Raw genomic sequence first — 22388 nt, forward strand, 5'->3', positions numbered from 1 at the left:
TGACATCCGGCCCGATCAGTAATAAGGTTTATACAGATTCAATGTTGCGGAGTAACGGCATGGCGTCAATGCTGCGGCAAATACTGGTTCTGACATTGCTCGGTCTTGTTCTTGGCGGCTGTGCCAGTAATCAGCACCTGCAGACCGGCGAAACCGGGCAGTTTTCGCCGGTTGAAACGCCGGATTCGCCAGAGAAAGTCGACCGGTTGTGGCAGGTCTTCGAGCGCTATCAGGGCACCCCCTATGAATACGGTGGGATGTCAGCCCGGGGGTTCGATTGTTCCGGGTTTATCTTAACCGCCTATCGGGAAGGGCTCGGCCAGACTCTGCCCCGCACCACCGCCCAGATGCTTCGCCATGGCCGGGAGGTATCGCCGGACCAAGTGGAACCGGGGGACCTGGTGTTTTTCAGGATTGGAGGGAAGGAACAGCATGCCGGCATCTACATGGGCGAGAACCGGTTCATTCATGCCTCCACCTCCGTCGGCGTCACCCTGTCAGAACTTGACGGCTATTACTGGGCCGACCGTTTCACCGAGGCACGACGTTTCGAGGACGACTGATCAGGTTTTTCCGGGGTTGCCCGGAGTTACAGGCCGCCGATGGCCAACTGCAGGGCAATGGCGGCCATCATCAGACCGATCACGCCATCAATGACCCGCCAGGCCGTCGGTCTGGACAGGACTGGTGCCAGTGCCGACCCGCACCAGGCCAACCCGCCAAACCACAGGATCGACGCACTGCTCGCGCCCGCGACAAAGCTGGTGGCGTCCTCCTGCTGGGCGCCCACAGCCGGAATCAGCAAAAGGGTGTCGAGATAAACCTGGGGGTTGAGCAGGGTGACGGCCAGGGTGGTAAACAGCACCCCCTTCAGACTGCGCCGGGTAACTTCCCCGGCCTCAAGCGCCGCCCTGCCCCGGCTTGCCCGCACCAACGCCTGCAGTGCCAGCCAACCGAGAAATGCCACACCCAGCCAGCGCAGCAGCTCAAGGGCCTGGGGCATGGCCATCAGTGCCGCACTCACGCCGAACATGCCCAGGGTAAACAGGATCACATCCGAAGCCATGCACAGCCCCGCCGACCACCAGTGATGCTCACGGCGAATGGCCTGGCTCAGCACGTAGGCATTCTGGGCGCCGATCGCCACGATAATGCCGCCGCAAACCACCAACCCGGTCAGATAACTCTCAAGCACGCTCAATCTCCCTGAAAAACTGGCGCAAGCATAACGCGACGGCTATATACTTGAAATTCATACTCGTAATATTGCATCAGTTTTACTTATGATTGACTACAAATTGCTGGAAGCGCTGGCGACGGTTGTCGAATGCGGAGGTTTTGAGCGCGCCGGCGCTGCCCTCGGGCTCAGTCAGTCGGCGGTGTCCCAGCGGATCCGCACGCTGGAGATTCGGCTGGGTCAGCCGGTGCTCGTTCGCAGCCCAGCCCTGAAAGCCACACCCGCCGGCCAGCGGCTGCTCAACCACGTACAGCAGGTGCAGTTGCTGGAGCGGGATCTGGCGAAATCCCTGCCTACCCTCAATGAGCCCTCGGCGCGGCTACGCATTGCTTTGAACGCCGACAGCCTGGCCACCTGGTGGGCCGATGCCATCGCTGACTTCTGCCGGGACGAGGAGCTGTTGCTTGACCTTGTGATAGAGGATCAGGACATTGGTCTGCGCCGAATGCGCGAGGGCGATGTCGCCGCCTGCCTGTGCAGCAGCCCACAACCGGTCGCGGGCGCGCGCTGCGTGCCCATGGGTTCAATGATCTACCTGCCGCTGGCAACCCCCGAATACATCAGAAGGTATTTCCCCGAGGGATTGACCGAGACAGCATTGCGGGACGCGCCAGCGATCGTATTCGGACCAAACGATCAGTTACAACATCGCTTTCTGGCACAATGCGGCTTTCATGGTTCCTTTCCCCACCATCTCTGCCCATCCTCAGAAGGATTTGTAAAGCTGGCAACCACTGGCATGGGCTATGGCATGATTCCGGAAATCCAGGTGCGGGAGGAACTGGAGGCGGGAAGACTGACCAGCATCGCCACCGGGCAACAACTGGAAGTGAAGCTATACTGGCATTTCTGGCGCCACGGCGGAGGTGCCATGGACCGTCTCACGCAGGCCCTGCAGTCCAACCGCATTTCCCATCGGTAAAGGAGCTTTCACATTTGGATCTGACCACCCCCGCCTTGCTGTTCCCCGCCATTTCTCTGCTGTTACTGGCTTACACCAACCGGTTTCTGGTTTTGGCCCAGCTAATCCGCCAGCTCAAGCAGATGGACTCCGAAGACGATCACGCCCTGATTGCCCGCCAGATCGGTATGCTGAGAAAGCGCATCGTGCTGACCAAACGCATGCAGACATTTGGCGTGCTCAGTTTCTTCCTGTGCACAGTGTCCATGTTCCTGCTGTTTCTGGGATCGGAAATGCCGGGCATTGTGGCGTTTGGTATCAGCCTGGTGTTGCTCTCCCTTTCACTGCTGTACTCGCTGTACGAGATCCAGATTTCCACCAACGCCATCAACGTGGAGCTCTCCAACTTTGAGGCTAGAAAAAGCGAGAGTCAGGGCTGAGGCGACTACCGTGAGCCCGTGGAGTTGATTCCAAACCAGTGGGGGAAGCGCAGCAGGCAATACAGGGCCAGCACGTCATAAAGCGCATGCCAGAGCATGACCATGCCCAGGCTCGCGGAGAGATGGTAGGCGGCGCCCAGAACCAGACCCAGCCCGGTGGCCACCAGGAAATAGGTGAATGACACGTAGTGAACCAGGCCAAACAGGACTGACGACGCAATAACGGCGGTCCAGGGCCCGGTGTGCTGAATCAGCCAACCCTGGACGGCTCCCCGGAACAGGAGCTCCTCTCCGACACCCGCTAGCACCGATAATGCCACCAGCACCGTCCAGGAAAAGCTGCGGGCGAAACGGTGCAGCCCGCGCATCTGCTGTTCCAGGTTGTCCGGGAACAGGCCCGGGATCCGGGTTATCAGAATCAGCGTGAGATAAGTGCCGACAGCGCCAAGAGCGCCGTACAGCACGATCTCGAACCCGCCCAAACCACCCCACTGCACGGGAATATCGAACAGCCAGATCGCCAACAGGCCAACGACGCCGATGCCGCCCTGAAAAACCAGGGCGGCCCGGGTAGAGATGGAAGAACCTCCCGTTCTCGCCATGACTTACTGGCTGAACAGATCTTTCACGGGGAACAGGTCGTCATACTCTGGCGGCTGCTTCTGACCCTTGGCCTGGAAGGTCTTCATCATGTCATTGGGGCGGAACATGCCGGCCTGCCAGGTGGCCATGTACTTCAGGCTGTCTTCCACCGAGTGGTCCCGGCTGTAGTTGATCATTTCCTTGCAGCCGGTAACCGCCAGCGGCGAATTGGCAGCGATCCGGGCGGCGATCTCCATCACGCCCTCCAGCATGGTCTCGTGATTGTCGTATACGGTATTCACAAACCCCAGGCGGTGGGCCTCATCCGCACCAAACTTCCGGCCGGTATAGGCCAGCTCACGCACCACACCTTCAGGGATCAGCTTGGGCAGGCGCTGCAGGGTGCCGACATCCGCGGTCATGCCCAGCTCGGTTTCCTTGATGGTGAAGTAGGCATCGGCTGTGCAGTACCGGCTGTCTGCCGCACACACCAGGTCCAGGGCACCGCCGATGCAACCGCCATGCACCGCCGCCAGCACCGGCAGACGAACCTTCTCCAGCGAGCTCAGGGTGTCCTGCAGCTGCAACACCACCCGGCGAAGGTTCTCGGCCATCCGGCCCGGGTCGCCCCCCATGGGTACGGCCTTTGAATCGGTAAACACACCCAGATCCATGCCAGCGGAGAAATGTTTGCCGGTAGACGAGATCACGATCACGCGGGCATCGGTGTTGGCTTCAATATCCTGCATGCACCGTGGCAATTCCAGCCAGAAGGCCTTGTTCATGGTGTTGAGGGCGTCTGGCCGTTTGAACTGGACATGGGCGATGTGATTGGACACATCAACCGAGAAACTCTGGTAGGAGAAGGGTTCGGTCACGTTTTGTCTCCGTTTGTCATTGAAAGCGATAAGAACGGGAAATTTCGTAATATTTTCAGCTATTTTCTGATGATTTTCCGTGATTGCCTCCGAATATACCGCTCAACTGCCAAAGACGAAAGCGGCGCATTACTACTCCGCCCCGCCCCTCCTTGCTCACACCCAAACTTGTGCCAAGCTTAAAAGTGAGAAAGTCCCTCTTCGGGATTCATGATCTGATTCAACAGGGAGGAAGCCGGAATGCGCACTTCAGAAGCATTCAGGAAAACATTGTTGGTTTCCATATTAGGTCTCGGCCTTTCCGGCCTTGCGGCGGCCCAGGGTTACATGGGGCCAGGTATGGGACCCGGCATGGGATACGGCCCCGGGCCGGGAATGGGGTATGGCCCCGGCATGGGCTATGGTCCTGGCATGGGTTACGGCCCCGGCATGCACGGCATGGGGCCGGGTATGGGCTACGGGCCCGGCATGCACGGCGGCATGGGACCAGGCATGGGCTATGGGCCTGGCATGCAAGGTGGTATGGGCCCTGGAATGGGGCCGGGCATGATGGGCGGCTACCCGGGCATGGGACCAGGAGCCGGTCTGGACCTGACGGATGACCAGAGAAAGCGCATGGAGGAAATCCATAGCCGGCACTGGCAACAGCAGCAGGAACGCATGCAGGAGATGTACGAGCGGCGCCAGAAATTCCAGCAGGAAATGGACGAGGTGCTGACCGACGAGCAACGTCAGCGGCTCCGGGATCGCCAGCGCCAGTACTACCAGGGCTGGTAAGGCCGTTGGCTTGACGCGAACCCGCGCCAGTCAGGTGCGGGTTCGTTTTGTTCAGGCATCCGGCAAAAGGGCGTGGGATAAGCCACCGAAATAGACCACCCGGGACAATTGGGTGGGCGTCAGCTCCAGTCCATAACAGGCCTGTAAACGCTGCAGGGTTTCCTCTGCGTCATGGGGAGCCGGGGCCATTTCCCGGATAAACTGGGCGATATCCTCCACCATGGCCCAGGGATAGAGAATCCAGCGCCACTTTCGCACCTCGCCGGCACTGAAATCCGCCGGGCAGGTGGTCACCAGTTTTTCATGGAGTACGGCAGTCCGGAGCTCCGCCGGGCCGAGGGGCTCCAGGTAAGAGCGCGCCGCCCGCAGGGTATCGCCACTGTCATTGACATCGTCAACCACCAGTATCCGGGCGCCGCGGATGTCCGTGGCCAGGGGGATGGTCACCCGGGCCTCCTCACCCTTGCTGGCTCCAGCCTCGTAATGCTGGACGCGGATGGAACACAATGCACCCAGGTTCAGGAAATCACACAGGAAACGGGCAGGCATGAAGCCACCCCGGGCGACAGCGACGATCATATCCGGGCGGAACCGGCTGGCCAGGATGTGCCTCGCGACTTCGTCACAGGCATCCACCACCTCATCCGGGCTGAGCAACTGGACCTGCATGATCGTCGGTTCTGCCATCAGTGACTCCTGCCTTGTGATCCTGTCTTTCAATTTTATACTCTTTCAAAAGCCCCAACAGGAAACCCCATGGATTTCACCTTCCTCGGCACATCAGCCGGCACGCCGACAAAGGCCAGAAATGTCACTGGCCTGGCCCTGATGCATGGCAAACCGAAACACTGGTACCTGATCGATTGCGGTGAGGGCACCCAGCACCAGTTGCTGCACACCCGCCACTCGGTGATGCAGCTGCAGGCGATTTTTATCACCCACGTGCACGGCGACCACACCTTCGGCCTGCCCGGCCTGCTCACCAGCGCCTCCATGCTGGGCCGCACCGAGCCCCTGTTCCTGGTTGCACCGAGGCCGGTGAAAACCTTTGTGGAAACCGCGCTGGGCAACAGCGATTCCAGCCTGAGCTATGAGCTCAAATACATCGACTCGGAAGCCGACGAGTTCTATTGGGAAGACGATGCCGTGGAGGTCATGGCCACCCCGCTTTCCCACCGGGTCTCCAGCCGTGCTTTCACCTTTACCGAGAAGAACCTGGAGCGTCAGCTGCTGAAGGACAGACTCGAGGCTGACGGTGTCGAACCCGGCCCGGCCTGGGGAGAGTTACAGCAAGGGCGGGATGTGGTGCTGGAGAACGGAACGGTACTTCGCAGCGACCAGTACACCGCCATTACCCGGCAGCCCAGAAAAATCGTGGTGGGCGGCGACAACGACAACCCGGAATTACTCGAAGCCACCTGCCAGGACGCCCACGTGCTGATCCACGAGGCCACCTACACCCAGGAAGTGGCCGACCGCGTTGGCGCCTGGCCCCAGCACAGCTCGGCAGCCCAGGTCGCCCGGTTTGCGGAGGCGGTGGGCATTCCCAACCTGGTACTGACGCATTTCAGCTCCCGCTATCAGCTTAGTCGTGATGCCTACCCGCACATCGGCGAAGTCGAAGCCGAAGCGACGGGTCTGTACCGGGGCACTCTGTACCTGGCCCGGGATCTTCACAGCTACCGCCTGCACAAGGATCTCACCCTGCGGCCAGAACCGGCCCCCGGGGACTAGTCCGTCAACCCGGGGAACCAGAGTGCAATCGATGGGAAGACGATGCACAGAATCAGGCCCGTCAGCTGCAGTAGCACGAACGGAATAATCGACCGGTAGATAACGCCGATACTGACATTCCCCTGCGCAATGCCTTTCAGGTAGAACAGCGCATAACCGAACGGCGGCGTCAGGAAGCTGGTCTGCAGGTTGATCGCCACCAGGATGGCAAACCACACCATCAGGCCGGTACTACTCACCCCGGCAAACTCGAGCCCCTCTACCACCGGCAGCAACAGCGGCAGCACCACGAAGCTGATCTCGATCCACTCCAGGAAGAACCCGAGGATGAAGATCAGGCCCATGAGCAGCAGCAACAGGCCATAGGGGCCAAGGCCGGTACCGGTGATGATGTCCACGATCATGTCATCGCCGCCGAGGCGCTTGAACACCACGCTGAAGCAGGTGGCGCCAATGACCACAAACAGGATCATGGCAGAGGTTCGAGAGGTATCCCGGCACACCTGCCGGAGTGCGCCCCAGTTGAGCTGCCTCAGGCCCAGGGCCAGGATCAGCGAGCCGGCGGCCCCGATCGCGGCAGCCTCAGTCGGGGTCGCAATACCCGCCATAATTGATCCAAGTACCGCCACGATCAAAACCACCGGTCCGGCAAGGTCCCTGAGCAGGGCGATCACGAGGGGCGAGTGCTCCTCGGTAAGATGCGCTTCACCGCCCTCTTCCGCTAACGGCGCCCAGTCGGGTCTAACTTGTGCAATCACCAATAGATACAGTGCATAAAGGCCGCCCAGCAGCAACCCGGGGAACAGGGCCGCCTTGAACAGCGCGCCCACAGACAGGTTCATGATGGACCCCATCAGCACCAGCATGATCGAGGGCGGAATCAGGATCCCGAGAGTACCCGAGGCCGCCACCACACCGTAAGCCAGTTCCGGCTTGTAACCCTGACGGGCCATTACCGGCAGGGCAAGCAGTCCGAGCATCACCACAGACGCACCGATAATGCCGGTGCTCGCCGCCATCACGATACCCAGCAGCGCCACCGAAATGGCCAGGCCACCGCGCACCCGGCCAAACAATCTCTGCAGGGTCAGCAGGAGGTTCCTTGCCACCCCGGACTTTTCCAGCATCAGCCCCATGAACACGAACAGGGGAATGGCGATCAACAGCCAGTTCTCGATGACACCCCCGAAAATCCGTGAGCCTACAGTGCCCAGAAACGGTAGGGGAATATCACCGATAAACGCGAAAACGATACCGAGCCCACCCAGCAGGAAGGCAACCGGATAACCACTGAAAATGCCCAACAACAGGGCGACCACCATGGCAATGGCGAGACCGTACTCATCGAGCATGCTCGGCCTCCTTTGCATCACGGCGCGGATCCAGGATTCTGGCCAGGCGGTCGAAGATCTGCCCCACGCCGCTGATCGCCAGCAGCGCCAGACCGGCAGGCAAGGCCCCCTTGATCAGGTAGCGGTCGGTCAGGCCGCCATAGTTGGATTGTTCGCCCGAGAGGTAGGACATCTGGACAAAGTGCTTTGATAGCCAGGCGATCAGCACACAGAAAGGAATCAGGAAGATCAGGTGGCCGATAATATCAACCCAGTGCCTGCCCGCAGGGCCAAGGCGATGATGCAGTATGTCCACCCGGACATGGGTGTCGGAATGAAGCGCGTAACTGCCACCGATCAGCGTCATCAGGCCGAAAAGATGCCACTGCATTTCCGTAACAGAGTTGATGGTGATGGCGTTGCCCAGCAACAGTACCTCGTCATCCCAGCGAAACAGCTCATTCCAGCCCACGGCATTCATGGCCACCGTGGTCAGAACCACAAACATGATGGCCAGCACAAGCCAGCTCGACACCCGGCCAAGCCAGACGCCAATAGCGATCAGGGGAACAGCGATTGCTGCGAGAATTCTGGCGAGTCCGTTGCGCCAGGGTGGGAGGGAATCGGAATAATGACCAGTTTTGGAGTTCATACTGCAGGTGTATCCGTCAGGCCCGAATGAGTAGTGAAGAGCCGGCGGTGACACACATCACCGCCGGCAGGAACATTACAAGCTCAATCCCGGGGGATGGCCTGCAGGTCGTACCAGTCGTTGACCAACTGGGTATGTTCCATCAGGGACTCGTAAGCCTCCTTGAAGCGCGGGTTGTTCTTCATTTCCTCGGCGCGGACCTCGTCCCAGCCCTTGCGCAGTTCCCTAACAACTTCATCCGGGAAGCGCTTGACCTCGATGCCCTTCTCCTTCAGCTTGCCGATAACACGCATCTGCTCAGCCGGAGCCTCGGCCATGGACCACTGCAGGGTGGCGCGGCAGGCGGTCTCGAACTTGGCCTTGGTGGCGTCGTCATACTCGTCCCAGACATCCTTGTTGATGATGAACGAGAACCAGCTGGCCGACTGGTGCCAACCCGGGAAGTAGTAGTACTTGGTAATTTCCTCGAAGCCCATCAACTGATCCACCTGGGGCACCGAGAACTCGGTGGCATCGATCCGCCCCCGCTCCAGGGCCAGGTAGATCTCCCCGCCGGGAATCAGCTGGGTGGACGCGCCGTATTTGTTCAGCACCTTGGCACCGAGGCCGGAAATCCGGATACGCAGGCCATCGAAGTCCTTGATGCTGTTGATTTCCTTGTTGTACCAGCCACCGGTCTCCTGGGGTGAAATAAAACAAGGCAGCACCTTCACGTTGTAGTCATCATAGGCACTCTGGAGCAGTTCAGTACCCTCGCCTGACCACATCCAGGACATGAACGCCTCCGGAGTGGGACCAAAAGGCAGTGCACCGTAGAGGTTGGTCACCGGGACGGTACCGGCCCAGTAACCGATCCAGTCCCAGCCCGCGGGAATGGCACCGGATGACACCGAGTTGAATACCTCGAATGCAGGCACCAGATCACCCGGGTTGTGCACTTCCAGCTCAACCTTGCCATCCGTGACGGTTTTCAGCTCTTCCGCAAAACGCAGCGCGCCCTCACCAATGAAAATATTGGTATTGAAGGTATTGGCAACATCGAGTTTGGCAGGACCGGCTGCATGAATGGCGGTAGACAGCGTCAGCGCGGTGAAGCCGGCAGTCAGCGCTAAAGGTATATTGAATTTTTGACTCATGGTTTCTCTTCCTTTCTTGTTGGTTTGTTCATTGGTTATCGAAACATGAACCGATGGGCCGGTTTCCCGGCCCGATTTTTCTACTACATCGAGATAGTAGTATTGACCTCGTCAGACAAATTGTCAGGCTCGTACCATCGAGCGGTGACGGTTTTGGTCTGGGTCCAGAACTGGATCGCCTGCTTGCCGTTGGGCCCCAGGTCGCCCAGCTTCGAGCCCCGTGACCCGGTGAAGCTGAAGAAGGCGACCGGTACAGGGATCGGCACGTTGATACCCACCTGCCCCACATCGATATCGTTCTCGAAGCGGCGCGCGGCCCAGCCGGAGCCGGTGAAAATGGAGGTGCCATTACCATTCGGGTTCCGGTTGATGAACTCGATGGCATCATCCAGGGTATCCACTTCCACCACACAGAGTACCGGCCCGAAAACTTCCTCCTTATAGATGGTCATTTCCGGCTTCACATTGGTGAAGATCGTCGGCCCCACGAAATTGCCCTCCGGGTACCCGTCAACCGTGCAACCACGACCGTCGAGCGCCAGGGTAGCGCCTTCCTTCTCGCCCTTGTCGATCAGACCAACGACCCGCTTGAGCGCCTGGGGAGAAACCAGCGGGCCCAGATCCGCATCCCGCTGGATGCCCGGGCCAACCTTCAGGTTTTTCGATTTCTCGATAATTTCCGGCAACCATTCCCGGGCCTTGCCCACCAGGACCAGCACCGAGTTGGCCATACAACGCTGGCCCGCCGCACCAAACGCCGAACCGATCATGTTGTTGATGGCCTGGCTGCGGTTGGCGTCGGGCATGATGACGCAGTGGTTCTTCGCCCCCATCATGGACTGCACCCGCTTGCCCGCTGCACCGGCGCGACTGTAAATGTGGGTACCGACGTGGGTGGAGCCAATGAAGGAGACTGCCTTGATGTCCGGGTGGTCGCAGATCATATTCGCCACATCAGGACCACCATGAACCACGTTCAATACCCCGGCAGGAATGCCGGCCTCATGGGCCAGCTCCACCAGACGCATGGTGGAGCTGGGATCCTGCTCGGAAGGCTTGAGGATAAAGGTGTTGCCGGTAGCAATGGCCAGCGGGAACATGAAACAGGGCAACATCACCGGGAAGTTGAACGCGGTGATACCGGCGCCCACACCCAGCGGCTGGTTCAGTGAATAGACATTCACGCCACCTGCGGCATTCTCGGCGATCTCTCCCAGCTGCAGGGAGGTGATCGAACAGGCATGCTCGATGACCTCAAGGCCACGACCCACCTCACCTTCCGCATCGGGCAGAGTCTTACCGTGTTCCTCGGTAATCAGGGCTGCCAGCTCCTTGGTATGCTCACGCACCAGGGCCTGGAATTTGAGCATGATGCGCATGCGCTGAGCCAGCGACACCTTTCGCCATTCGCGGAACGCATCTTTGGCAGAGGCGACTGCCCGCTCTACTTCCGCTTCGGTGGCAAACGGCACCCGGGAAACCACCTCCTGGGTAGCCGGGTTGACGACATCGCGCCACTCCGAACTCTCCGAACGGACTGGCTTACCATCAATGAAAAGGGGTATTTCACGAACAGACATGACTGACCTCCGGATGAACGATACTGGGCGTCGGATAAATATAGACCACCTGATCGTTCCTCGCCGGTTCAGCTGTCGTTCACATCCCCCATTCCTGCCCGGAGTCCGGAGGCATCACCACCCACTCAGGTTCCTCGAACTCCCCCAGTGGCGTGATCTCCACAAACGGGGCCGCGCTGCGGATGATCTCGGTGATCTTGGGGTCCTTGTCGGATTCCATGGCATCCCGCGCTTCCTTGCTGTCCCAGGATGCGATGGCAATCAGGGTATTCGGCTCGCCAATCTTTCGATGAAGCATGGTACCGCGGGCACCCGGCGCTTTCTGGATCAGCTCACTGGCCCGCACCCAGGCGTCGGCGTACTCCTCCGCGGTGTGTCCTTCCTGCACTCGCACTTCGAAAATATACTTCATCGTTCTTGCCTCCTTTGAAACACTGTTCAAGTGGCGGGATCTGCTCAAACTTGTCTGGAATCAAGCCTGCGCCACTGAGGTTGGCACCAGCCGGCATTCAGTGCCACCCTTGAAGTATGGAACACATCGTTCATTTCCTCCCTCAAAAAAAGGAGTACCGCCGTGTATCACAAAATCCTGGTTCCGGTAGACCTGTCCCACCTGGACAAAATGCCCAAGGCTCTGAACACTGCCATCGACATGGCCAAGCATTACAACGCCACCCTCTGCTATGTCACCGTAACCAACAGCACGCCCGGCGCCGCCGCCCACAACCCGGACGAGCTTCGCGCCAAGATGAAGGAATTTGCCGAAGAACAGGGCAACGCCCACGGCATCAAAACCGACGCGGAAGTGCTGGAGTCGGTAGACACCGCAGTCGAACTGGACGACAAGCTGCTGGAGGCCATCAAGGACACGGGTGCAGACCTGGTGATCATGGCCTCACACCCGCCGGGCATCGGTGACAAGCTGCACCTGCTGCGCTCCAATGGCGCGAACATCGTCAAGCACAGCGATATCTCGGTGTTTGTGGTCCGTTGATGGTCAGGCCCGGAGATTGCCCGTGCGATCCGTTATTTCAGTCATGGGGAAAGGCAATCTCCGTTACATCCACCACAAAAAACGGAAAATAGCGCTCGGTTCCGAAATGGTTGCCGGCCTCCACGTGCATCGGCAACCGGAAGCCCTCTACTTCCCGAAATTCGGAAAGATAGCCGCCAAAAGGCTGCCAGCGGTATTCCTTTTCAGGATTGGCATTGCTCCAGCGGTCAAAATGCACCTGAAGCGGCCGGCCATCCTCTGCCACCGTCACATCCACCGACTGGGATAACCCGTTATGGCGCAGCGTTACCCGGGCGGCGTTCACATCCACCAGTTCCCAGTGCACGTTCGGCCCGGGCAGCAGCGCCGCGGGTGTCCAGAACACGGCTTCTGCCACGTACCGCCCGAACGCCGATCGGGCGTGATCCTTCGTACCTCCCATGCGGGCCACCGGCAGCAGACCCATTAACCAGAATCGTGTCCAGCGCGCGGTGTCCGAACCGGAGATCCGGATCCAGCCGCGCCGGGCACTCATACTCCAGATGAAACCGACCGGCGCCGCCAGAGTCTGCCGGGCCGACATCGCCAGGTAATTTGGCTTGTCCCGGTCTCCCATGCCGAATTTTCCCTGCATGGAAAGCGTTGCCACGGTGTAGAGCGGCGTTTTTGGGGCGATGGTGTAAAGCAAGTAACGCCGTGCCGGTTCCGGCAGGTGGTCGACCATGGCCGGGTCAAACCGGGCGGGATCCCGCGGCTGGTTCCGGACCAGTGATTCCATAATCCGGCGATCTGCCCCGTGGTCTGCCCACCGGCGGGCAGACAGTCCCGCAAGGACGAGAAAGATCAATGTGCTCAGTACGTGGATGATCATGGTTACAGGACTTTCCGTGTCTGTTCGTTCCGGGCCATGAAATTAGCTCTTTTGAGTAATACAAGAACCGCTATCAATTCCCAATACTTGAAATGTGACGCTCATTGCAGCTTCACGCAAGGATCCGGAGCTCATCTCAGTTCCGGGAGACGGCTCAACCAGAGCCCGAACAGGGAATAGCGGAGATCACAATGAAAACCTTACCCTTACTGCTCGCGCTTGCCGCTATCACCGGCTGTGCGAGCACCGATACCCAGCGCTATGCATCACTGGACCCGCCGGCTTCCGATACTTCGGAATCACTGCTGGTGGTTCTCTCTTCCGAGCAGAAAGCCGCAGCCACCAGCTCTGTTGCCGAGTTGTTGGCGGATGCCGGAGAAGTCGAGTTTTTCAACGTCTACGGCGTTGCCGGCGCGGGCCCCGGCGGAGACATGGTGGTCTGCGGCAACATGAAAACCAGCGATCCCCGGGGTGGCCCCGCCAGAACCCAGCCATTTGCTTTCTCCGGGCAACGGGCCATGCTTCTGGATGAAGCAACCAACTGGGGATTCGTTAACACCGGTCGCGAAGTGGCACATCCGCACCGCCAGAGGCCTTTTGTCGGCTCCTGGTGGGTTCAGTGTCGTCCGCAAACCTTCTCGGTTCTCGTGGAACGACACCAGGAAGACCAGCGAACCATACAGGCGCTGAGGTAACCGGCCACCCATGAATGCCACGGAGATCGAGCAACGCATCACGTTCGAAGCATTGGCCCCTCACTTCAACAAGATGCGCGAGTGGGCCGCCATAACCATCCTGGTTCCCCTGACCGTCGTTCTGGTCCTGTGGAACCAGATGGACCGGGTATTGCTGTCAGGGTGGTTCGTCCTCGTTCTCGCCGGCATTGGCGCCCGCTATCTCCTCACCACCGCCTATCAGAAGCAGGTTGTCACCCACGCCAGTGCCGAACCCTGGCATCGTAAGCTCCTTTTGTTACAGATCTACCTCGGAGCCCTCTGGGCAATCGCGGTTTTTCTGTTTGCCAGCACCGAATCCGTGCCGCACCAGGTGTTCATGATCACCCTGGCCCTGATCCTGGGCATTGGCTCCATCTCTGCGGGAACCCATTGGCTTCCGCTCTATTACAGCTACGGCATGCCCATCAAGGGCGCCCTGGTGGCATACTTTATCAGCCTCGGCGAAGTCGCCTGGTTCGCCTTGGCAATGATGGTCGCATTCGCGATTCTGGCATCCTACAGCTTTGCCAAAAAGCTCAACTCCATCGTGCGGTCGGAAATGCACCTTCGCTTCGAGACCGACAACCTCGCGGATCAGCTCAGGCAACGCTCCCAGGAACTGCAGACCGCGATCCGGGCAAAGTCCCGCACTCTGGCAACAGCGAGCCATGATTTCCGGCAGCCTCTGCATGCACTCTCCCTGTTCTTCGATGCGCTCAAGGGCGCCAGCAGCCCCCAGGAAGAACAACGCATTCTCGGCCGGATCGATGCCTCCCTGGATGCCATGCGCAGAATGTTTGATGCCCTGTTCGACATGTCCCGGCTCGATGCCAATATTATCCAGCCCGAGCCCGTGGATTTTGATATCGAGTTTTTTCTCGTTCAGCTAAAGGAGGAATTCCAGGAGAAAGCGGAACAGAAGGGCCTGATCCTCAGACTCCACACCCGACCTGCCGTGGTTAGGGTGGACCGGACGCTCCTCGAACGCGTCATGCGCAACCTGATTGCCAACGCCATCCGGTATACCCGCTCGGGCGGCATTCTCATCAGCGCCCGGCTCAGGCAGGATTCCGTGCTTGTGCAGGTGTGGGATACCGGCATCGGTATTCCCCGGGAAGCGCAGGACCGGATCTTCGTGGAATTCGAACAGGCACACCCCTCGCCCCACGAGGATGAGAGAGAAAAGGGTCTGGGATTTGGCCTGGCCATCGTCCACAAACTCTGCGAGCTGATGGGGCTGCCCCTGGACCTGCGTTCCAGCGAGGGCAGAGGATCAGTCTTCAGCCTAACCCTTCCGGCTGGTGATCCAACCCGGATCAGGCATCGGGAAGATAAAGCTCCGGAGCCGGTCTGGCAGGCCTCGGGCCATCACATCCTGGTCATAGATGACGACCTTAATGTCCTCAACGCCATGGAAACTTTGCTCAGGCGCTGGAGTTTCAACGTTACCGCCGCGTCTTCCCTGCCCGAGGCCCTGCGAAAAACCCACGGGCGACCAGACCTGGTACTGTCGGATTTCAGCCTGGAGGGATCACAAAACGGGGTTGAGGTCATCGGGAGCCTGAGGAAACGCTACGGGCCCGACCTGCCTGGCATCATCATCACCGGCACCACCAGTTCCCGGCAGCTACGGGAGGTTGAAAGGAGTGGCCTCAGGATGATTCACAAACCAGTCAGCCCGGCCCGGCTCAGAAGCCTCATACAGCGCCAGCTCACCAGCACTGCCAGCGCGGATTAATCCAGCAGGCCCAGGCTCCGGGCCTTATGCACACATTCGGTCCGATTGGTGGCATTGAGCGCTTTGAGAATGGCGGCGATGTGAACCTTGACCGTATGTTCGGCCACAAACAGCGCGGACGCGATCTGCTTGTTGGAATAGCCCCTGGCGACAAGTTCGAGCACATCCATCTGGCGTCGGGTCAGGGTGCCATGCTCAGGATGCCGGCGGGACTGGTACAGACTGAGGCGTTCCCGAACCGGTCCGGGCACGTAGATCTCACCGGACAACACCTGCTTCACCGCATGGAGCATGTCGATCGCGCTCTGCTCCTTCGGAATGTACCCCAGGGCCCCCAGCTCAAGCGCATGTCCGATACGGGCAATGTCCTCTTCGGCGGAAACCACCACCACCGGGGTGCCGGAGCCGGTTTCCCTGAGCCTCTGGAGAATGGCCAGACCATCCATGCCTGGCATGCCGAGATCGATCAGAACCAGGTCAAAACTGTCCTCTGCCTCGAGCCTCTCGATTGCCTCCTCAGCCCGAGTGCATTCTTCAATGACACTGACACCGTCCAGGTGACCCAGCAGGTGTCGCATACCATCAATAAAGAGTTGATGGTCGTCCACAATGAACAGTTTCATTGGCGCATCCTGCGTTTGGCCGGCTTCCAATCCCGGGTACCGGACCTTCCCCAAATTCTAGAACGTCTGATCAGAATCGCCAGCGGTCTGCGCCATTATCTGCCGCTCCGGCTCGCCGGGCAGCACACCGGTCAACCAGGCTTCGATCACCGTTTCGCCATGCTGATTCGACAATACTGCTTCTGCCCTCGCCCGGTTCCGATCGTCCACCTCGGTGATCGTGAACACGCAGGCGATGGTATCCCCGAAGTACACCGGCCGGCGGAACCGGAAATTCATCCCGGAGGCGAGCCAGCCGATCTGGCCGCCCACCTCGGTAATCATTCCGCCCACCAGCAACCCGTGGCAAATGCGGCCTTGCAGGTTCTTCTCCCCGGCAAAGCGATCATCGTAGTGCACCGGATTGTGGTCCCGGCTGATTTCACCGAATGCCAGGGTTTCTTCTTCGGTGAAGGTGCGGGTGATGGTAAAGGAATCGCCGGCCTTCAGACCGGCAATCGCCTTTTTGCGTATGGGTGACATGAATCCGGATCTCCGATCAACAGCAGCCTGGCTCAGAGATACCGGCCACCGGCACCGATCGCCACCACGATCAAGCCCAGGATCAGGTTGGTACCCACCAGCTTGCGGATCTGCCCCACCTGGCGTCCGCCTTCCTGGGGATCCTTGTTGGCGACAGCCTGCTTGAGCCGCCGGAAAGGCGCGAAATACACGTGGAAGTACAACAGCATCATCACAATTCCCAGCCCCTGCATGACGTGGATATGCCAGCCGGCACCGGCCATGCCACCGAACACGCTGAAGATCATCCAGTAACCGGTCACCAGCAACAGGATCACGGCCGCCCATACCCACTTGAAGAATCGGGACAGGGTATGGCACCAGAGCACACCGCGCTGGGACGCCTCAATCACCTCGACCACCGCCGGCCGCATGGCCATGTAGGCGAAAAACATGCCGCCGACCCAGATAACGGCGGAAAGCACGTGCAAAGCAACAGCCAGACTCATATAACGACTCCCGGAAGATAAATATGTGTGATGAGCATAAGCGCCGACCGCCTCAAAGCCAACCTGTCATTCAGAAAGCACCGATTCCTCCAGCAGCGGCCGGAACAGAAACCGGTATTCGGCGGCCAAACGGACTTTCGGTTATCATCAAGAGTAAGTCGACACCTACCCGCCAGGAGCTGTATGTCCTCACCCGTGGTATTTGCCGTTTTTGCGGTCATCCTGATTTCAGTCTCGGTGTTCTACCTGTTTTTCTACCGGGCCTGGCGCCGCAAACGGGAGCTCAGCCAGCCCTTTCCCAAGCAGTGGCGAGCAGTACTTGAGCAGCAGGTACCCTTCTACCGCCGGTTGCCGAAACCACAAAAAGAAATTCTGGAAAGCCTGGTTCAGCTTTTCCTGTCGGAGAAAGACTTTTACGGCTGCGACGGTTTTGAAGTGGACGAGCGCGTTCGACTGACCATTGCCGGCCACGCCTGTCTCCTGCTGCTCGGCCGCTCCTTCTCCCACTACGATGATATCCGCAGCATCCTGGTGTACCCGGATGTCTACCGCGTACAGCATGCCTGGGAACACGGCATGATCGTTCACGAAGGCGAGGAAGTGCGGGCGGGCGAGGCCTCAAGCCACGGGCAGGTGGTGCTGGCCTGGAGCGAATGCGAGCATGCCGCCAACGATTCCCACAGCCCGCATAACGTGATCCTCCACGAGTTCGCCCACCAGCTGGATTACCTGGATGGCTCCGCCGATGGCGCGCCTCCGCTCAGCGGTGAGCAGGCCAGCCATTGGCAGCAAACCATGACGGAAGCCTACGAACACCTGCAAAACACCATCGAGCACCACCACAAGCCCTGGCTCGACCCTTATGGCGCCACCGAACCGGCGGAATTCTTCGCGGTGCTGACCGAAGCGTTCTTCCAGCAGCCGGCGCACTTGCGGCACGAGCAACCAAAAGTGTTCAAGGCCCTAAAGGACTACTACCGATTCGACCCTCTCCATCCGGGCTAATGACTGATCCCGAAGTGCTTTAATACAAGCACCATCACCAGGTAACAAACCGCAGTGATACCGATCGAAATAATCAGGCTCAGGTAGAAATTCATGCCCTTGCCTAGCAAGAGGGGCAGAGCAATAAACAGAGCCAGGGAAGGCAGGACCAGCCAGAAGATGCTGGAGGCCAGGTCACTGATTTTCTGAATATCCCCCGTATCCACATACAGCCAGATCATGGCGAGGACCGAGGTCAGCGGGACTGAAGCGAGGATGGCGCCAATGACGGAGCTGCGCTTGGCGATTTCAGAAATGAGGACCACCAGGACAGCAGTCACAGCCACTTTCGTGATGTAGTAAACCAAGGTTATCCGTCTCCTTTGACACCCAGCCGGTCCAGATAAACATGGAGCTCCTGCTCACTGATATTCACATACTCCAGCACCCGGCCATAGAGCATTACCGTAGGCACGTTGCGGCCGTTGAGCTCCCGCTGGGTTTCATGCAGCACATACAGGATGATCCGCTCGGTACGGGTCAGACCATCCCGCACATCCGGAATGGTTTCCAGCAGGGTATCCAGATCATCCTCTTTCATGGGGCTACCTGAACCTCATCAACCGGGTCCTTCGGTTTAATTGCATTAGTGGGCACTGGATTTTGACAGCAGACTGATGATGAGCACGCCCGAGACAATCAGCGTCATCCCGATTACCGCTGGCAGATCCAGCCGCTGACCAAACACCAGCCAGCCAATCAACGCCACCAGCAGAATGCCCAGACCGGCCCATACAGCATAGGCAATGCCAACCGGAATTGCCTTTAGTGTGAGCGCCAGAAAGTAGAACGCGATGGCGTAGCCGCCGACCACCAGAACGCTCGGCACCAGCTTGGTGAACCCGTCACTGGCCTTCAGTGCCGACGTTGCGAGTACCTCGGCGACGATTGCAATACCCAGGAAAATCCAGCTTTTCATCAATGATCACCCGATGCGGAAAAGGCCGAACTGTAACGGGTAGGATCAGGCTTGCCTACCCCGCAGCGAGAGCGACGTCACAACCACCGCCGCACCCGAGATGCATAGCGATCAAAGGCTTCCCCGAACAACGCTCGCATATGCCGTTCCTCCGGCAGAATCTGGAAGCGGTTCATGTAGACGATAAACAATGGCAACAATAAAGCGGCGAATACACTTCCCAGGAACAGCCCCCACGCAACAAGCATCAGCAGGAACCCCAGATACATCGGATTTCGGGTAAAACGATAGACCCCCTTGACCACCAGGCTTTCTGACTGGTGGGGTATACGCGGATCCACCGTTGTGTCAGCGCTCCTGAACTCCAGAACCCCCAGCAGAGCAATGCATCCCCCCACGGCCAGAACGGCAGCGGAAAGCCAGAGCTTGCCGGGGATGGTGAGGTAACCGGCCGGCAGAATACGGGAAACTGCCCACATGGCCCCTCCGAAAATTATGACCAGCAGCAGGGGTGGGATCTTGAGTTCAAGTGCGTTCATGATCGAATGTCTTCCGTCTTTCCTTTGACCTGTTCGCCGGCGCCATTGTTTACTGACCGCAAACATAAACTGATCGCCGGGGTTGAGCGAGAGGCCCCGCCCGAATCCGAATGGTAATCGAAAAATATGAGCACACACGAACAATATATGGCCGATTTCATGCGCGTGTTTTCGGAACTGGACCGCTGGGGCCCGGGTTCGGAACAAGACACATTGAAGGCGTTGTCCACGGTGCCATTCGAGCCCCAACAGATCCTGGAAATCGGCTGCGGCAAGGGTGTTGCCACAACCGTGCTGGCCACCCATACCTCGGCGCATATCGTTGCGGTGGATAACGACGAGCCGGCCCTGGCTCGCCTGTGGGAGAGAGCCCGGGAAGCAGGCCTTTCTGAACGTATCGAAACCGCCTGCCACAGTATGCAGGACCTGCCCTTCGAAGAAGCCAGTTTCGATGTGATCTGGTCGGAAGGCAGTGCCTACATTATGGGCCTGGCGAACGCGTTCGAGGCATGGCGCCCACTGCTGAAAACCGGCGGTGTGCTGGTTGTGAGTGACCTGGTGTGGCTGACGGATTCGCCAAGCGACGACGCACGGGCCTTCTGGCAGGAAGAATATCCCGACATGTCGACGGTCTCTGATCGGCTTACCCAGGCCACCGCCGCCGGCTACACGCTTATCGACACTTTTGAATTGAGCGAGGCGGCCTGGTCCGAGTACATCGTACCGCTTGCAAAACGAGCCCATGAAGTCGCATCCCAGTTGCCGGACTCAGCTGCCCTTCAGGATCTTGAGCGGGAACTGGAGATTTACCGGAACCATCTGGGTGAATTCGGCTACCAGATGTTCGTGTTCCGGAAAGACTGATCCCGATTCCGGCGCCCTGGCACTGGCATGAATTCAAGCCAGGGCGATCAGGCTCTCCATTTACCCCGGCAAATGAATCAGCGGCAGTGGCGATTGGGGTTTGACGGTCTGGATCGCAAAGTTGCTTCGAATGTCCCGGACTCCGGGTAACTTGAGCAGCGTATTGGTCAAAAATTCCTTGTAGGCGCGGAGATCGGGCACCACAACCTGCAACAGGAAATCCGACTCCCCGGACACCAGATGGGCCATCACCACTTCCGGCAGAACACTTACCGCCTCGCAAAAAGCCTCGGCTTCCTTTTCCTGATGACGCTCCACTTTGATGTCGACGAATACGGTTAGCCCCAAACCCACTTTTTCCTGATCCAGGATTGCGCTGTAGCCCTTGATCACCCCGGATTCTTCAAGCAGGCGCACCCTCCGCGAGCAAGGCGACGGGGACAGGCCGATGCCCTCCGCCAGATCCGTGTTTGGCACGCGGCCATCCGTCTGCAGCGCCTCCAGAAGCTTCCGATCAAATCGGTCAAATTTATGACTTGGCATGAACAGCCTCATACAAGAATAAAATTAGCGAATAACACCAATCTTCTATGCTTTTGTGGCTGATAAAGCAACCATTCACTAGACGACGAGAGATATACTCAAAGCTTCAATACCGGCAAGAGACATGGCCCGTGGCTGACCTTCTACTGTTCCTGACTGCGCTTGTGGCGATTTACCTCGCGCCAGGGCCGGACATGATCCTGGTACTCGGAACCTCCGTGAGCAGCGGCCCCAGAAAGGCCATGGCCGTTGCTGTGGGCCTTGCCATTGCCAGGGGCTGCCATGTCCTGCTCGCGGCGGTGGGGCTTGCGACGCTGTTTGCGACTCACCCCTGGACCTACCACACGGTGCGATTACTGGGCGCGGCTTATCTGCTGTACCTGGGGTGGCAGTTCTTCCGGACAGGTCATTCGCTCACTGATCAACCCCAGTCAGCGGCAGGCACTGTTCCAGCAGCGGGGTATCTGGCCAGTTTCCGACGAGGGCTGGCAACCAACCTGTTAAACCCCAAATCCCTGATCTTCTGCTCCGTACTGCTTCCGCAGTTCATCCAGCCGGAACTCTCAGGCATTGCCGGACAGTTCGCCATTCTGGCGCTGATTCTGGTGCTGACCGGACTGGTCTTTGATTTTGCCTACGCGATTCTGGGGCGGGCACTCTGGGCACTTACCAGCGGCAACGCCCGATACCGTAAAGCCCAGAACAACATCTTTGGCTGTCTGCTGACAGGCATCGGGCTGAAGGTTGCATTGGATTGATTCAGCCACTGACGGGCTGCCTTCTATTTCATCCGATACACACGAACTTTCCAACCACTGTAGTCAGTTTCATGAAAGGACGTGAATCCGCACTTTTCAAGCACCCGGATAGAGGCTGTATGAAGTGGTGAGACAATCCCGACAATGGATGGGAGATTGCAGGTGGTAAAACCGTAATCCAGCACCGCCTTCACCGCTTCAGAGGCGAGCCCCTTGCCCCACTGATGCCGGGCAAGGCGGTACGCGATCTCAACTTCTCCCGTGCCATCCACCGTCGCATGGCTTAGCCCGCAGAACCCGATGAGCTCTCCGGATTCCTTCCCGATCATCGCCCACTGGCCATAGCCGAGCTCTCGATAGCAGCTTCGACTCCAGTCGATGAATTCTGCGGTGTCCGCTTCTGTCAGTATCCCCTTGCTGGAGAACTCCATAACAGACGGGTCACCGAGAATCTTGCTGAGTGCTGGTGTATCAGCCTTCTCAAACTCTCTGATCAGTAGCCTGGGGGTTTCTATCAACAT

30 protein-coding genes are annotated in these 22388 nt (G+C 58.8%); 11 read left to right on the forward strand and 19 right to left on the reverse strand.

The genetic code is table 11. The features are described from left to right. Window positions 1–59 precede the first annotated feature (59 nt). On the forward strand, window positions 60–563 hold the full coding sequence (locus BM254_RS17180) for a C40 family peptidase (protein WP_245777471.1): 504 nt from the start codon (window positions 60–62) through the stop codon (window positions 561–563). Window positions 564–589: 26 nt separating this feature from the next. Here the strand turns inward: BM254_RS17180 and BM254_RS17185 are convergent, their stop codons facing one another. Next, on the reverse strand, window positions 590–1195 hold the full coding sequence (locus tag BM254_RS17185) for a LysE/ArgO family amino acid transporter (RefSeq protein ID WP_092006765.1): 606 nt from the start codon (window positions 1193–1195) through the stop codon (window positions 590–592). A gap of 88 nt (window positions 1196–1283) precedes the next feature. On the opposite strand from BM254_RS17185, the gene BM254_RS17190 reads away from it, so the two are divergent. Together BM254_RS17190 and BM254_RS17195 are read left to right on the forward strand one after the other, a co-directional pair. Then, window positions 1284–2159, forward strand: a complete 876-nt coding sequence (locus tag BM254_RS17190) for a LysR family transcriptional regulator ArgP (protein WP_092006768.1) — start codon at window positions 1284–1286, stop codon at window positions 2157–2159. 14 nt (window positions 2160–2173) lie between these two features. Then, window positions 2174–2578: a DUF2721 domain-containing protein gene (locus BM254_RS17195; protein WP_092006771.1), complete on the forward strand. Its 405-nt coding sequence runs from the start codon at window positions 2174–2176 to the stop codon at window positions 2576–2578. 5 nt (window positions 2579–2583) lie between these two features. Here BM254_RS17195 and BM254_RS17200 read toward each other — a convergent pair whose 3' ends face one another. Next, window positions 2584–3180 (reverse strand): CPBP family intramembrane glutamic endopeptidase, encoded by a 597-nt coding sequence (locus BM254_RS17200; RefSeq protein ID WP_175497301.1) that lies wholly within the window; start codon window positions 3178–3180, stop codon window positions 2584–2586. Between the two features lie 3 nt (window positions 3181–3183). Continuing rightward, the gene (locus BM254_RS17205; protein WP_092006774.1) at window positions 3184–4038 is read right to left on the reverse strand and encodes a crotonase/enoyl-CoA hydratase family protein; all 855 of its coding nucleotides are present in this window, start codon (window positions 4036–4038) and stop codon (window positions 3184–3186) included. Between the two features lie 273 nt (window positions 4039–4311). Here BM254_RS17205 and BM254_RS17810 point away from each other — a divergent pair, with 273 nt between their 5' ends. Continuing rightward, complete coding sequence (locus tag BM254_RS17810; RefSeq protein ID WP_175497302.1) at window positions 4312–4815, forward strand: hypothetical protein; 504 nt, start codon at window positions 4312–4314, stop codon at window positions 4813–4815. 51 nt (window positions 4816–4866) lie between these two features. Here the strand turns inward: BM254_RS17810 and BM254_RS17215 are convergent, their stop codons facing one another. Then, window positions 4867–5502: a phosphoribosyltransferase gene (locus tag BM254_RS17215; RefSeq protein WP_092006777.1), complete on the reverse strand. Its 636-nt coding sequence runs from the start codon at window positions 5500–5502 to the stop codon at window positions 4867–4869. 69 nt (window positions 5503–5571) lie between these two features. On the opposite strand from BM254_RS17215, the gene BM254_RS17220 reads away from it, so the two are divergent. Further along, on the forward strand, window positions 5572–6549 hold the full coding sequence (locus tag BM254_RS17220; protein ID WP_092006780.1) for a ribonuclease Z: 978 nt from the start codon (window positions 5572–5574) through the stop codon (window positions 6547–6549). On the opposite strand, the gene BM254_RS17225 is transcribed toward BM254_RS17220, so the two are convergent. The 5 genes from BM254_RS17225 to BM254_RS17245 all read right to left on the reverse strand — a co-directional run bounded on the left by BM254_RS17225 (window position 6546) and on the right by BM254_RS17245 (window position 11660). Further along, window positions 6546–7901: a TRAP transporter large permease gene (locus BM254_RS17225; RefSeq protein ID WP_092006783.1), complete on the reverse strand. Its 1356-nt coding sequence runs from the start codon at window positions 7899–7901 to the stop codon at window positions 6546–6548. The genes BM254_RS17220 and BM254_RS17225 overlap by 4 nt on opposite strands. Next, complete coding sequence (locus BM254_RS17230; protein WP_092006786.1) at window positions 7891–8532, reverse strand: TRAP transporter small permease subunit; 642 nt, start codon at window positions 8530–8532, stop codon at window positions 7891–7893. The genes BM254_RS17225 and BM254_RS17230 overlap by 11 nt, the downstream gene beginning before the upstream one ends. A gap of 83 nt (window positions 8533–8615) precedes the next feature. Further along, the gene (locus BM254_RS17235; RefSeq protein ID WP_092006788.1) at window positions 8616–9668 is read right to left on the reverse strand and encodes a TRAP transporter substrate-binding protein; all 1053 of its coding nucleotides are present in this window, start codon (window positions 9666–9668) and stop codon (window positions 8616–8618) included. A gap of 83 nt (window positions 9669–9751) precedes the next feature. After that, complete coding sequence (locus tag BM254_RS17240) at window positions 9752–11248, reverse strand: CoA-acylating methylmalonate-semialdehyde dehydrogenase (RefSeq protein WP_092006790.1); 1497 nt, start codon at window positions 11246–11248, stop codon at window positions 9752–9754. A gap of 79 nt (window positions 11249–11327) precedes the next feature. Continuing rightward, window positions 11328–11660, reverse strand: a complete 333-nt coding sequence (locus BM254_RS17245) for an antibiotic biosynthesis monooxygenase family protein (RefSeq protein ID WP_092006791.1) — start codon at window positions 11658–11660, stop codon at window positions 11328–11330. A gap of 162 nt (window positions 11661–11822) precedes the next feature. Here BM254_RS17245 and BM254_RS17250 point away from each other — a divergent pair, with 162 nt between their 5' ends. After that, window positions 11823–12242, forward strand: a complete 420-nt coding sequence (locus tag BM254_RS17250) for a universal stress protein (protein WP_092006793.1) — start codon at window positions 11823–11825, stop codon at window positions 12240–12242. A gap of 37 nt (window positions 12243–12279) precedes the next feature. On the opposite strand, the gene BM254_RS17255 is transcribed toward BM254_RS17250, so the two are convergent. Next, window positions 12280–13113 carry a DUF6544 family protein gene (locus tag BM254_RS17255; protein ID WP_092006795.1) on the reverse strand — a complete coding sequence of 278 codons (834 nt, stop codon included), beginning with the start codon at window positions 13111–13113 and terminating at the stop codon, window positions 12280–12282. Between the two features lie 191 nt (window positions 13114–13304). Here BM254_RS17255 and BM254_RS17260 point away from each other — a divergent pair, with 191 nt between their 5' ends. Together BM254_RS17260 and BM254_RS17265 are read left to right on the forward strand one after the other, a co-directional pair. Then, entirely contained in the window at window positions 13305–13808 is a 504-nt protein-coding gene (locus tag BM254_RS17260; RefSeq protein ID WP_092006797.1) for a hypothetical protein, read from the forward strand. Window positions 13809–13818: 10 nt separating this feature from the next. Beyond that, the gene (locus tag BM254_RS17265) at window positions 13819–15567 is read left to right on the forward strand and encodes a hybrid sensor histidine kinase/response regulator (protein WP_092006801.1); all 1749 of its coding nucleotides are present in this window, start codon (window positions 13819–13821) and stop codon (window positions 15565–15567) included. On the opposite strand, the gene BM254_RS17270 is transcribed toward BM254_RS17265, so the two are convergent. The 3 genes from BM254_RS17270 to BM254_RS17280 are packed head-to-tail and all read right to left on the reverse strand — an operon-like array spanning window position 15564 to window position 17200. After that, window positions 15564–16190 carry a response regulator gene (locus BM254_RS17270; protein WP_092006803.1) on the reverse strand — a complete coding sequence of 209 codons (627 nt, stop codon included), beginning with the start codon at window positions 16188–16190 and terminating at the stop codon, window positions 15564–15566. The genes BM254_RS17265 and BM254_RS17270 overlap by 4 nt on opposite strands. A 57-nt stretch (window positions 16191–16247) precedes the next feature. Beyond that, entirely contained in the window at window positions 16248–16712 is a 465-nt protein-coding gene (locus BM254_RS17275) for a MaoC family dehydratase (RefSeq protein WP_092006805.1), read from the reverse strand. Window positions 16713–16744: 32 nt separating this feature from the next. Continuing rightward, window positions 16745–17200 (reverse strand): CopD family protein, encoded by a 456-nt coding sequence (locus BM254_RS17280; protein WP_092006807.1) that lies wholly within the window; start codon window positions 17198–17200, stop codon window positions 16745–16747. 183 nt (window positions 17201–17383) lie between these two features. On the opposite strand from BM254_RS17280, the gene BM254_RS17285 reads away from it, so the two are divergent. Next, window positions 17384–18205 (forward strand): M90 family metallopeptidase, encoded by an 822-nt coding sequence (locus BM254_RS17285; RefSeq protein WP_092006809.1) that lies wholly within the window; start codon window positions 17384–17386, stop codon window positions 18203–18205. Here BM254_RS17285 and BM254_RS17290 read toward each other — a convergent pair. The 4 genes from BM254_RS17290 to BM254_RS17305 all read right to left on the reverse strand — a co-directional run bounded on the left by BM254_RS17290 (window position 18202) and on the right by BM254_RS17305 (window position 19702). After that, window positions 18202–18552 carry a DUF3147 family protein gene (locus tag BM254_RS17290; protein WP_092006811.1) on the reverse strand — a complete coding sequence of 117 codons (351 nt, stop codon included), beginning with the start codon at window positions 18550–18552 and terminating at the stop codon, window positions 18202–18204. The genes BM254_RS17285 and BM254_RS17290 overlap by 4 nt on opposite strands. Before the next feature lie 2 nt (window positions 18553–18554). Next, entirely contained in the window at window positions 18555–18785 is a 231-nt protein-coding gene (locus BM254_RS17295) for a hypothetical protein (RefSeq protein WP_092006813.1), read from the reverse strand. Between the two features lie 45 nt (window positions 18786–18830). Continuing rightward, entirely contained in the window at window positions 18831–19163 is a 333-nt protein-coding gene (locus tag BM254_RS17300) for an SMR family transporter (protein ID WP_092006815.1), read from the reverse strand. A 77-nt stretch (window positions 19164–19240) separates the two neighbouring features. After that, entirely contained in the window at window positions 19241–19702 is a 462-nt protein-coding gene (locus BM254_RS17305) for a methyltransferase family protein (protein ID WP_092006818.1), read from the reverse strand. Window positions 19703–19828: 126 nt separating this feature from the next. Here BM254_RS17305 and BM254_RS17310 point away from each other — a divergent pair, with 126 nt between their 5' ends. After that, entirely contained in the window at window positions 19829–20566 is a 738-nt protein-coding gene (locus BM254_RS17310) for a class I SAM-dependent methyltransferase (RefSeq protein WP_092006820.1), read from the forward strand. A gap of 60 nt (window positions 20567–20626) precedes the next feature. Here BM254_RS17310 and BM254_RS17315 read toward each other — a convergent pair whose 3' ends face one another. Further along, window positions 20627–21109 carry an Lrp/AsnC family transcriptional regulator gene (locus BM254_RS17315; protein WP_092006890.1) on the reverse strand — a complete coding sequence of 161 codons (483 nt, stop codon included), beginning with the start codon at window positions 21107–21109 and terminating at the stop codon, window positions 20627–20629. Between the two features lie 131 nt (window positions 21110–21240). Between BM254_RS17315 and BM254_RS17320 the strand changes: the two genes are divergently transcribed. After that, entirely contained in the window at window positions 21241–21867 is a 627-nt protein-coding gene (locus BM254_RS17320) for a LysE family translocator (protein WP_092006822.1), read from the forward strand. 23 nt (window positions 21868–21890) lie between these two features. Here BM254_RS17320 and BM254_RS17325 read toward each other — a convergent pair whose 3' ends face one another. After that, window positions 21891–22388 (reverse strand): GNAT family N-acetyltransferase, encoded by a 498-nt coding sequence (locus BM254_RS17325; protein WP_092006892.1) that lies wholly within the window; start codon window positions 22386–22388, stop codon window positions 21891–21893.

This window comes from Marinobacter pelagius (assembly GCF_900114925.1).
Lineage (GTDB): Bacteria > Pseudomonadota > Gammaproteobacteria > Pseudomonadales > Oleiphilaceae > Marinobacter > Marinobacter pelagius.

What these genes read in the sequence shown, in the direction of transcription:
- BM254_RS17180 (WP_245777471.1), top strand. Translation starts at nt 60, where the DNA reads ATGGCGTCAATGCTGCGGCAAATACTGGTTCTGACATTGCTCGGTCTT.
- BM254_RS17190 (WP_092006768.1), top strand. Translation starts at nt 1,284, where the DNA reads ATGATTGACTACAAATTGCTGGAAGCGCTGGCGACGGTTGTCGAATGC.
- BM254_RS17200 (WP_175497301.1), bottom strand. Translation starts at nt 3,180, where the DNA reads ATGGCGAGAACGGGAGGTTCTTCCATCTCTACCCGGGCCGCCCTGGTT.
- BM254_RS17215 (WP_092006777.1), bottom strand. Translation starts at nt 5,502, where the DNA reads ATGGCAGAACCGACGATCATGCAGGTCCAGTTGCTCAGCCCGGATGAG.
- BM254_RS17220 (WP_092006780.1), top strand. Translation starts at nt 5,572, where the DNA reads ATGGATTTCACCTTCCTCGGCACATCAGCCGGCACGCCGACAAAGGCC.
- BM254_RS17225 (WP_092006783.1), bottom strand. Translation starts at nt 7,901, where the DNA reads ATGCTCGATGAGTACGGTCTCGCCATTGCCATGGTGGTCGCCCTGTTG.
- BM254_RS17230 (WP_092006786.1), bottom strand. Translation starts at nt 8,532, where the DNA reads ATGAACTCCAAAACTGGTCATTATTCCGATTCCCTCCCACCCTGGCGC.
- BM254_RS17235 (WP_092006788.1), bottom strand. Translation starts at nt 9,668, where the DNA reads ATGAGTCAAAAATTCAATATACCTTTAGCGCTGACTGCCGGCTTCACC.
- BM254_RS17240 (WP_092006790.1), bottom strand. Translation starts at nt 11,248, where the DNA reads ATGTCTGTTCGTGAAATACCCCTTTTCATTGATGGTAAGCCAGTCCGT.
- BM254_RS17245 (WP_092006791.1), bottom strand. Translation starts at nt 11,660, where the DNA reads ATGAAGTATATTTTCGAAGTGCGAGTGCAGGAAGGACACACCGCGGAG.
- BM254_RS17255 (WP_092006795.1), bottom strand. Translation starts at nt 13,113, where the DNA reads ATGATCATCCACGTACTGAGCACATTGATCTTTCTCGTCCTTGCGGGA.
- BM254_RS17260 (WP_092006797.1), top strand. Translation starts at nt 13,305, where the DNA reads ATGAAAACCTTACCCTTACTGCTCGCGCTTGCCGCTATCACCGGCTGT.
- BM254_RS17265 (WP_092006801.1), top strand. Translation starts at nt 13,819, where the DNA reads ATGAATGCCACGGAGATCGAGCAACGCATCACGTTCGAAGCATTGGCC.
- BM254_RS17270 (WP_092006803.1), bottom strand. Translation starts at nt 16,190, where the DNA reads ATGAAACTGTTCATTGTGGACGACCATCAACTCTTTATTGATGGTATG.
- BM254_RS17275 (WP_092006805.1), bottom strand. Translation starts at nt 16,712, where the DNA reads ATGTCACCCATACGCAAAAAGGCGATTGCCGGTCTGAAGGCCGGCGAT.
- BM254_RS17280 (WP_092006807.1), bottom strand. Translation starts at nt 17,200, where the DNA reads ATGAGTCTGGCTGTTGCTTTGCACGTGCTTTCCGCCGTTATCTGGGTC.
- BM254_RS17285 (WP_092006809.1), top strand. Translation starts at nt 17,384, where the DNA reads ATGTCCTCACCCGTGGTATTTGCCGTTTTTGCGGTCATCCTGATTTCA.
- BM254_RS17295 (WP_092006813.1), bottom strand. Translation starts at nt 18,785, where the DNA reads ATGAAAGAGGATGATCTGGATACCCTGCTGGAAACCATTCCGGATGTG.
- BM254_RS17300 (WP_092006815.1), bottom strand. Translation starts at nt 19,163, where the DNA reads ATGAAAAGCTGGATTTTCCTGGGTATTGCAATCGTCGCCGAGGTACTC.
- BM254_RS17305 (WP_092006818.1), bottom strand. Translation starts at nt 19,702, where the DNA reads ATGAACGCACTTGAACTCAAGATCCCACCCCTGCTGCTGGTCATAATT.
- BM254_RS17310 (WP_092006820.1), top strand. Translation starts at nt 19,829, where the DNA reads ATGAGCACACACGAACAATATATGGCCGATTTCATGCGCGTGTTTTCG.
- BM254_RS17315 (WP_092006890.1), bottom strand. Translation starts at nt 21,109, where the DNA reads ATGCCAAGTCATAAATTTGACCGATTTGATCGGAAGCTTCTGGAGGCG.
- BM254_RS17325 (WP_092006892.1), bottom strand. Translation starts at nt 22,388, where the DNA reads ATGTTGATAGAAACCCCCAGGCTACTGATCAGAGAGTTTGAGAAGGCT.